The organism is Vibrio sp. V19_P1S1T109 (genome assembly GCF_002241375.1).
GTDB classification, from domain to species: Bacteria; Pseudomonadota; Gammaproteobacteria; order Enterobacterales; family Vibrionaceae; genus Vibrio; species Vibrio anguillarum.
Genome location: NZ_NDIM01000251.1, coordinates 1 through 8,205, shown reverse-complemented (window position 1 = coordinate 8,205; position 8,205 = coordinate 1). Strand labels below are relative to the sequence as shown.

Genomic DNA, 8,205 nt, shown 5'->3' with positions numbered 1-8,205 from the left:
GGCTCAGCAAGGTTTTCTTCACGCTATTTGTTTTCTTTCTCTGTAATTTTTTGCGCTTTTCACCGTTCTTTACCAGTATCAATAAAAAATAAGTAAGGTCGGTTATGAAACGTTTTACTCCCTTTATATTCTCAATAGCGCTTATTGTGCCTATTTTGTTTTCGCTATTTAGCCAAGCAGAAACTCAGCCTAAAACCATGCCCAGCATTGGTAATCAGCAAATCGCGACATTAGCTGGGGGCTGTTTTTGGTGTACAGAATCTGATCTTGAAAAACTCAACGGTGTCATTAGCGTTGTCTCTGGTTATGCGGGTGGCAGCCTTGAAAACCCTACCTATAAACAAGTCTCATCAGGAAAATCGGGCCACATTGAAGTGATTCAAGTGACCTTTGATCCGCAAGTTGTCAGCTACGAAAATGTATTGGATCATTTTTTCCGCCACATTGATCCGACAGATGATCAAGGCTCGTTTGTTGATAGAGGCCCACAGTATCGGCCTGCCATTTTTTATCACAACAGTGAACAAAAGCAGACCGCGCAGCGTTTTATGCAAGAAATCGATGCGCTAGGGATCTTCAAAAAGCCGCTCAAAACAGAGCTGATTCAATATAGCCAATTTTGGCCTGCTGAAGAGTACCACCAAGACTTTTATAAAAAGAGCAAAGTACGTTACACCTACTACCGTCATGCTTCCGGACGTGACCAATATCTTGATACCATCTTCGGTAAAGATCGTAATGAGCATCCAAAAACCTTACGTCAATTGATCGAAGCACAAAAAATGCAAAACAACGTTAAGGTATACACCAAACCTTCGAATGAAAAGATACGCGCCAAATTGACTGATTTGCAATATTACGTGACGCAAGAAGAAGGTACTGAACGCGCATTTAACAATGAGTATTGGGATAACAAAGCCGATGGTATTTATGTCGATGTAGTCAGCGGAGAGCCATTATTCTCTTCTACCGACAAATACCGTTCTGGTACGGGCTGGCCCAGTTTTACTCGGCCAATTAATGAAGCGTATATTGCGACCAAAAGCGATTCTCGGCTTTTTTATACCAGAACCGAAGTGCGCAGCCGTTTTGCAGATTCTCACCTAGGTCATGTCTTTGAGGATGGACCAGCACCAACCGGCTTACGCTACTGCATGAACTCTGCCGCGATGCGATTTGTACCAAAAGAGGCGATGCAAGCTGAAGGCTATGGCGAGTACTTGGTTCTGTTTAAATAAAATTTGGCTCTGTTTCAATAAAGCGTGCATGGTAAAACGAAAAAGCCCTCGGCTTCACTTGCGAGGGCTTTTTTAGTTGATCAACGTTAATCGATGGACTCAACTGAGATTCGATTAATGTAAACCATGGAAAAATTCGGCGCGGGTGGCAGGGTTAGATTTAAAAATACCGCCTAATGCTGTGGTGGTCGTTTCACTGGTCGCATCCATAACACCACGTGACTTAACACAGTAATGAGTGGCATCAATGGTGACCGCGACATCGTCTGAACCGAGTAAGGTTTGCAAAGCCACCAGAATCTGCTGTGTCATTCGCTCTTGAACTTGGGGGCGCTGAGCAAAAAAACGTACAATACGGTTAATCTTAGAAAGACCAATTATCTTGCCTCTTGGGATATACGCCACCGCGGCTTTACCATCGATAGTCACTAGATGATGCTCACAGGTGCTGGTCACGGTAATCTCTTTTACGCGCACCATTTCACTGACGTTCATCTTGTTTTCGATCACAGTAATTTTGGGGAAGTTTTGATAATCAAGGCCAGAAAACACTTCATCCACATACATTTTCGCAATTCGATGGGGCGTCTCTTCTAAACTGTCGTCGGTCAGGTCAAGACCGAGTAGTGTGAGGATCTCACGCATATGGTGTTCGATTTTTTCTTTCTTTTCTTCACGAGTAACCTCATTTGGACGCATAGGCGTTTCCAAACCTCGGCTCTCTAGCGCATCTTTGACCAACTTTGCTGATTCGCTAAGACCTAGCATTCCGATTCCTCTTACTTTTTACCCCTTTCGGATGGCAGACAAGGATACTCGGAATTTTGAATAATTACATCCATATTTTAAGGATGGTCATTATTGCCCGTAAGCAATGTATGATAAAGTCCTCGCAAAGAAAAAAGCTATAGGAACCGACCATGGGCTGTTGTGATTCACCGGGCTTAATGCCTATCGAACAAGCGTTAGAGACAATGCTAGCGAATATCAAACCCATCCAAACGACGCTGAAACTACCGCTAGCCGACGCGTTAGGCTATGTGTTGGCCGAAGAGTTACTCTCACCCATTTTTGTGCCGCCTTTCGATAACTCAGCGATGGATGGATACGCTATTCGATTAGCTGACCTGCAACAGTCAACCACCCTGCCGCTGGCTGGCAAATCTTTTGCCGGTCTTCCATTTGAAGGGCCGTGGCCAGCCAACAGTTGCGTGCGAATTATGACTGGCGCGAAAATTCCAGCTGGTTGCGACGCGGTGATCATGCAAGAGCAAACGACCGAAAACGAAAATGGTATCTGCTTTCTACAGCCGAATGCGAAGCCTCAGCAAAATATTCGCCCCACTGGTGATGACATCAAACAAGGCGATGTAGTGCTACATAAAGGGGCTCGCTTGACTTCGCGTGATATCCCAATGATTGCCACACTCGGCATCAGCCATGTGACCGTTTTTCGTAAACCCAAAGTGGCCTTTTTCTCAACTGGAGATGAGCTAAAACCACTCGGTGAACCTCTTGCTGAGGGGCAAATCTATGACAGCAATCGTTATGGCATTAAACCATTAATTGAGAATTTTGGTTGTGAAGCGATTGATCTTGGGATCATTGCTGATTGCCCTGCCACTTTAAAAGCTACCTTTGATAAAGCTCAACATTTGGCCGATGTGGTTATTACTTCTGGCGGCGTAAGTGTAGGCGAAGCTGACTATACCAAAGATATTTTGCAAGAACTCGGAGAAATCGGTTTTTGGAAACTGGCAATAAAACCGGGCAAACCGTTTGCATTTGGAACATTAGATCATGCTTGGTTCTGTGGCTTACCTGGCAACCCCGTCTCAGCCGTATTAACCCTATACGTCTTGGTGCAACCTATGCTGGCTAAATTGGCTGGACACACTCAGTGGAAAGCACCGGAGTCCATTCCAGCCATCACTAAAAATGCCTTTAAAAAATCACCGGGCCGTACTGACTACCAACGCGGTATTTACACAATTGAAAATGGCCAGTTTGTTGTTGAAACTACCGGAAATCAAAGTTCGGGAGCATTTCGTTCGATGAGCCTCGCCAACTGTTTTGTGGTGTTAGAGCAAGATCGTGGCCGAGTGGAAGTGGGCGAAACCGTCAATATCCAACTTTTTAATCCCAGCTTGTACTAAGGATCACTATGGAGATCCTATCTGATCAAGAGCTACTGCGCTACAACCGACAAATCATTCTCAAACAGTTTGATTTTGAAGGACAAGAAGCACTTAAACAAAGCTCTATTTTAATTCTTGGCGCAGGAGGATTGGGCTGCGCTGCAAGCCAATACCTTGCCACGGCAGGTGTTGGTTCACTCACGCTCATCGATGATGATGTGGTTGAGCTCTCTAATTTACAGCGCCAAGTGCTGCATAGCGATGCCGATATTGGACGTAAAAAAGTGGACTCAGCGGCAGAGTCACTGCGTATGCTTAACCCGTATTTAACGGTAAATACCGTTGATCAACGCCTTGAAGATGCACAATTGAAAGCATTAATTGAACAGCATTCTTTGGTGCTGGATGCATCAGATAACCTTGATACTCGTAACCAATTGAATAAAATCTGCTTTCAAACTAAAACACCACTGGTATCTGGTGCCGCGATTCGTATGGAAGGGCAAGTCAGCGTGTTTATGTATCAGCACCCAGACGAGCCCTGTTACCAATGTTTAAGCGCTCTTTTTGGTAGTAACGTACTCACTTGCGTCGAAGCGGGCGTAATGGCCCCTGTCGTCGGGATTATTGGCGCGGTACAAGCGATGGAAGCGATCAAAGTGATCGCTCAATATGGGCAGGTAAAACAAGGCAAAATTTTGATGTTGGACGCTCTTTCAATGACGTGGAGAGAAATGAACTTAATCAAACTCGCTCACTGCCAGACTTGCCAGTAAATGAACGACAAAGACTCAATAATGTCTTTCTCGTTCGTCCACCGCATCAGCCCACACAATAGGAGAGTTAAACTCATGTCACCACTCGTCTCCCCCCAATGGCTAGCACAAAAGTTAGGCGACCCGCGCACCGTTATTCTTGATTGCAGTATTGAATTCCAAATTCCCAGTGAAACTGAGAAAGATACTCTGCATAACATTCCCGGCGCTCGCCGCTTTGATTATGATGGTGAATTTTGTGACCTACAATCGCCACTACCTCATATGATGCCTAGTGAAGATCGCTTTAACCAATTAGCACAATCGATCGGTTTAAACCACGATTCGATCGTCGTTGTCTATGACAATAGCGGGACGTTTGCATCACCGAGGGCATGGTGGATGCTCAAAGCGATGGGACATGTGTCGGTATACGTTCTTGATGGTGGATTAACCGAATGGAAACGCCAAGGTTTACCCGTTGTAAAAGAGTACACACATGCCTTTAAACACGGAAACTTCCATGGCACGCTCGATCCTCGCTATTTTGTGAACGCAGACTATGTGCTTGCACAAATAGAGAACCCAGAGAGCTTAACTGTTGATGCACGTTCACAAGCCCGTTTTTTGGGTCAAGTGAAAGAACCAAGAGAAGGCGTACGTAGCGGCCATATTCCTCACTCTATTTGCTTACCTTTTACAGAGTTGATGAATGGGCATAAGCTTAAATCACCGCAAGATCTACAACCTATTATGCAAGCGACGCTGGCTGCTGGAAAAGAGCAATACATTTTCAGTTGTGGCTCAGGCGTAACCGCCTGTATTGTGCTGCTGGCTGCGCAAATTTGCGGCTACGAAAAACTGTGCGTTTACGATGGTTCGTGGACAGAATGGGGGCAGCGCACTGAGCTGCCTATTGAGCTTTAGTCTCTGAATCAATCCCCACCGTCGTGGGGATTGATTCATGTCATAAGGATTATATAGGTTAAATTCAAACTGACGATTCTGTGACGGTTTTCATCTGCTCATCTAAATTCAGTACCGTTAACGCGTTGCTTACGCTGGTGGCAATCACATCAATTGCACCGGTGCGTAGCGCCCCAAGCAGCGCTAAAGGTTTGCTGTTTTCCGCCGCGATAGCGATCACCTCAGCAATCGGTCGAAATTCGTCAATCCCTAAGCCAATCACACGATCGCTCATCACCGTATTGGCAGCTTTACCGTGGATATCAAAAAAATCATAACCAGCGAAATCCCCCACCACACCTTGCTGTAAACGCGACTGCACCACTTCATCGGCGGTAAACCAACCGAGATCGACCATGTAGCTGTTTTCACTCATATCCCCGATACCCACTAACGCAATGTCTGCCTTACGTGCTAAATCTAAGGTTTGTTTGACGGTTGCATTTTGCATAAACGCTAATTTTTGTTCGCGATTTTCAGCATAGGCAGGCGCATAAAGCGTTTCAGAGCTTCCACCATATTTTTTGGCCAGTTGTCGACAGATATGATCTGCATTAAACATCCCACCTCTTGGGTGAATGCCACCAATACTACAGACAAACTTACACTCTCGCGGTGTGATCACGCCAATATGATGCGCCACGGCCGATACATTTCGGCCTTGACCAACGGTCACAACCATGCCGTTTTTTAGCGTACTGGTCAGGTAATTGGAAACCAACCCCGCCACTTGTTGGCGCTGCAACTCTTCGCTAGGTTGGTCAAGAGCAACCAGCGCACGTTTTACGCCAAAGCGTTCAATCAGTCGCTGCTCAATTTTGGCACTAAAAACAGGGTGATATTTCACCGTAATTTCGACAATCCCTTCATCGCGTGCCTGTTTAAGCATTCGTCCTACTTTGGCTCGTGAAAGAGAAAACTTTTTCGAAATCTCTTCTTGAGTTGCACCATCTTGGTAATAAGCCACTGAAATTTCAGTTAATAAGTCAGTATTTTCGATAGAAATGTCTTGATTGGGAGTGGTCATACGGGATCTCATCGTCAATATTGTGCGCAGAATAACGACAATTGAGCATTTGCTCATTGACCTAGCATAGGTTAAGCCTCATTTACTTTGCAACATTTGCTCACGGAAATTACATTTTCTCACTCTAATCAATGCACAGTAACGTTCGCTTTCAACCCTTGATAAATCTAAGCAAACGTTTATTTATCAGCACTTAGATTAATTCACAAAAAAATAGTTGATTGATATCACTATAACCTCAGAACAGCGATTGACTTTCCCAGTGGATAAGATAAATATGGCTACATCATTTACTCAACGATCGAGCAAATGTTCAACGCAAATGTTCGGTCGCTGGAAATAATTGAGTTAGCTTTTCTGGCATGTGTAAGACATGACTATGTGATTGCTAACCCGCTTGCAAATGCCCAGCAAACTCAAAATCTGGCTTGGCCCAAAGAAATAGGATGATCGATATGAGCAATAAATTAGAGCAACTTCGTAAAATGACGACTGTTGTTGCTGACACTGGTGAAATTGACGCAATCAAAAAATACCAACCAGAAGATGCGACCACTAACCCATCTCTCATTCTTAAAGCGGCTCAAATTGCAGAATACGCGCCACTGATTGATGCTTCTATCGCATACGCAAAAACACAGAGCTCAGACAAGGCTCAACAAGTTCAAGATACTTGTGACATGCTTGCTGTCAATATCGGTAAAGAGATCTTAAAAACGATTCCAGGGCGTATTTCTACCGAGGTCGATGCTCGCCTCTCTTATGATATGGAAGGTAGCGTGACAAAAGCGCGCCAACTGATCAAAATGTACAACGATGCTGGCATTACTAACGACCGTATTTTGATCAAACTGGCTTCAACCTGGGAAGGTATTCGCGCAGCAGAGATCCTTGAAAAAGAAGGCATCAACTGTAACCTGACTCTATTATTCTCCTTTGCTCAAGCACGCGCGTGTGCAGAAGCAGGCGTATTCCTGATTTCTCCATTCGTCGGCCGTATTATGGATTGGTATAAAGCCAAAGAAGGCCGTGATTTTGCACCGCAAGAAGATCCTGGTGTATTGTCCGTGACTGCTATTTACAATTACTACAAAGAACATGGCTACAAGACAGTCGTGATGGGCGCAAGCTTCCGTAATATCGGTGAAATTTTAGAGTTAGCAGGCTGTGATCGTTTGACTATTGCCCCTTCTTTACTGGCAGAACTCGAAGCAGCTGAAGGTGAAGTGGTTGAAAAACTGGTTGACTCTCAAGGTAACAAAGAACGCCCTGCAGCAATGACCCATGCAGAGTTCCTATGGGAACATAACCAAGACCCAATGGCCGTAGAAAAATTAGCGGAAGGCATCCGTAACTTTGCCATTGACCAAGGCAAACTTGAAGTCATGATTGCAGCCAAGTTGTAATCCACTTACGAATTAAAATTTGGGGAACGATTAACGTTCCCCTTTCCTTTCTAACTCTATTATTTGTCGGTAATTATTATGGAACGTAAACAATTAGCCAATGCCATCCGTGCTCTTAGTATGGACGGTGTTCAACAAGCTAACTCTGGTCACCCTGGTGCACCGATGGGTATGGCGGATATCGCTGAAGTGCTTTGGCGTAGCCACTTAAACCATAACCCACAAAACCCACAATGGGCTGACCGCGACCGTTTTGTGCTGTCAAACGGCCACGGCTCAATGCTGATTTACTCTTTATTGCACCTGAGCGGTTACGCGCTGTCGATTGATGATTTGAAAAACTTCCGTCAATTGCACTCAAAAACACCAGGTCACCCAGAATACGGTTACGCGCCGGGCATTGAAACCACCACGGGCCCACTAGGCCAAGGTATTACCAATGCGGTCGGCATGGCGATGGCTGAAAAAGCACTGGCGGCGCAGTTCAACAAACCGGGTCACGACATTGTTGACCACTTCACTTATGTATTCATGGGTGATGGCTGTTTGATGGAAGGCATCTCGCACGAGGCGTGTTCTCTGGCCGGCACACTGGGCCTTGGCAAACTGATTGCGTTTTGGGATGACAACGGCATCTCTATCGATGGTCATGTGGAAGGCTGGTTCTCTGATGAC

Annotated in this window: 7 protein-coding genes and 1 pseudogene; 6 read left to right on the top strand and 2 right to left on the bottom strand. The window is 45.2% G+C overall.

From position 1 onward, the window contains the following. Window positions 1-104: 104 nt before the first annotated feature. Window positions 105-1,238, top strand: a complete 1,134-nt coding sequence (msrB, locus tag B9J87_RS12600) for a peptide-methionine (R)-S-oxide reductase MsrB (protein WP_013867837.1) — start codon at window positions 105-107, stop codon at window positions 1,236-1,238. Window positions 1,239-1,352: 114 nt separating this feature from the next. Here msrB and folE read toward each other — a convergent pair whose 3' ends face one another. Further along, the gene (folE, locus tag B9J87_RS12595; RefSeq protein WP_013867838.1) at window positions 1,353-2,006 is read right to left on the bottom strand and encodes a GTP cyclohydrolase I FolE; all 654 of its coding nucleotides are present in this window, start codon (window positions 2,004-2,006) and stop codon (window positions 1,353-1,355) included. 152 nt (window positions 2,007-2,158) lie between these two features. Between folE and moeA the strand changes: the two genes are divergently transcribed. Genes moeA through B9J87_RS12580 form a run of 3 tightly spaced genes read left to right on the top strand, consistent with a single transcriptional unit; the run spans window position 2,159 to window position 5,058 of the window. Further along, window positions 2,159-3,394, top strand: a complete 1,236-nt coding sequence (moeA, locus tag B9J87_RS12590) for a molybdopterin molybdotransferase MoeA (RefSeq protein ID WP_017046934.1) — start codon at window positions 2,159-2,161, stop codon at window positions 3,392-3,394. Between the two features lie 8 nt (window positions 3,395-3,402). Further along, window positions 3,403-4,152 (top strand): molybdopterin-synthase adenylyltransferase MoeB, encoded by a 750-nt coding sequence (gene moeB, locus B9J87_RS12585; RefSeq protein ID WP_017045530.1) that lies wholly within the window; start codon window positions 3,403-3,405, stop codon window positions 4,150-4,152. A gap of 21 nt (window positions 4,153-4,173) precedes the next feature. Beyond that, window positions 4,174-5,058 carry a sulfurtransferase gene (locus B9J87_RS12580; RefSeq protein ID WP_176429524.1) on the top strand — a complete coding sequence of 295 codons (885 nt, stop codon included), beginning with the start codon at window positions 4,174-4,176 and terminating at the stop codon, window positions 5,056-5,058. Between the two features lie 64 nt (window positions 5,059-5,122). Here the strand turns inward: B9J87_RS12580 and B9J87_RS12575 are convergent, their stop codons facing one another. Continuing rightward, entirely contained in the window at window positions 5,123-6,124 is a 1,002-nt protein-coding gene (locus tag B9J87_RS12575) for a sugar-binding transcriptional regulator (protein ID WP_094151052.1), read from the bottom strand. Window positions 6,125-6,579: 455 nt separating this feature from the next. On the opposite strand from B9J87_RS12575, the gene tal reads away from it, so the two are divergent. Both tal and B9J87_RS12565 read left to right on the top strand, forming a co-directional pair. Next, window positions 6,580-7,530 carry a transaldolase gene (tal, locus tag B9J87_RS12570; RefSeq protein ID WP_026027792.1) on the top strand — a complete coding sequence of 317 codons (951 nt, stop codon included), beginning with the start codon at window positions 6,580-6,582 and terminating at the stop codon, window positions 7,528-7,530. A 75-nt stretch (window positions 7,531-7,605) separates the two neighbouring features. Then, window positions 7,606-8,205: pseudogene (locus B9J87_RS12565) on the top strand (transketolase); the annotation flags it as partial.

Excerpts from the sequence above, each read along its gene's own strand:
- msrB (WP_013867837.1), top strand. The coding sequence starts at position 105 with ATGAAACGTTTTACTCCCTTTATATTCTCAATAGCGCTTATTGTGCCT.
- folE (WP_013867838.1), bottom strand. The coding sequence starts at position 2,006 with ATGCTAGGTCTTAGCGAATCAGCAAAGTTGGTCAAAGATGCGCTAGAG.
- moeA (WP_017046934.1), top strand. The coding sequence starts at position 2,159 with ATGGGCTGTTGTGATTCACCGGGCTTAATGCCTATCGAACAAGCGTTA.
- moeB (WP_017045530.1), top strand. The coding sequence starts at position 3,403 with ATGGAGATCCTATCTGATCAAGAGCTACTGCGCTACAACCGACAAATC.
- B9J87_RS12580 (WP_176429524.1), top strand. The coding sequence starts at position 4,174 with ATGTCTTTCTCGTTCGTCCACCGCATCAGCCCACACAATAGGAGAGTT.
- B9J87_RS12575 (WP_094151052.1), bottom strand. The coding sequence starts at position 6,124 with ATGACCACTCCCAATCAAGACATTTCTATCGAAAATACTGACTTATTA.
- tal (WP_026027792.1), top strand. The coding sequence starts at position 6,580 with ATGAGCAATAAATTAGAGCAACTTCGTAAAATGACGACTGTTGTTGCT.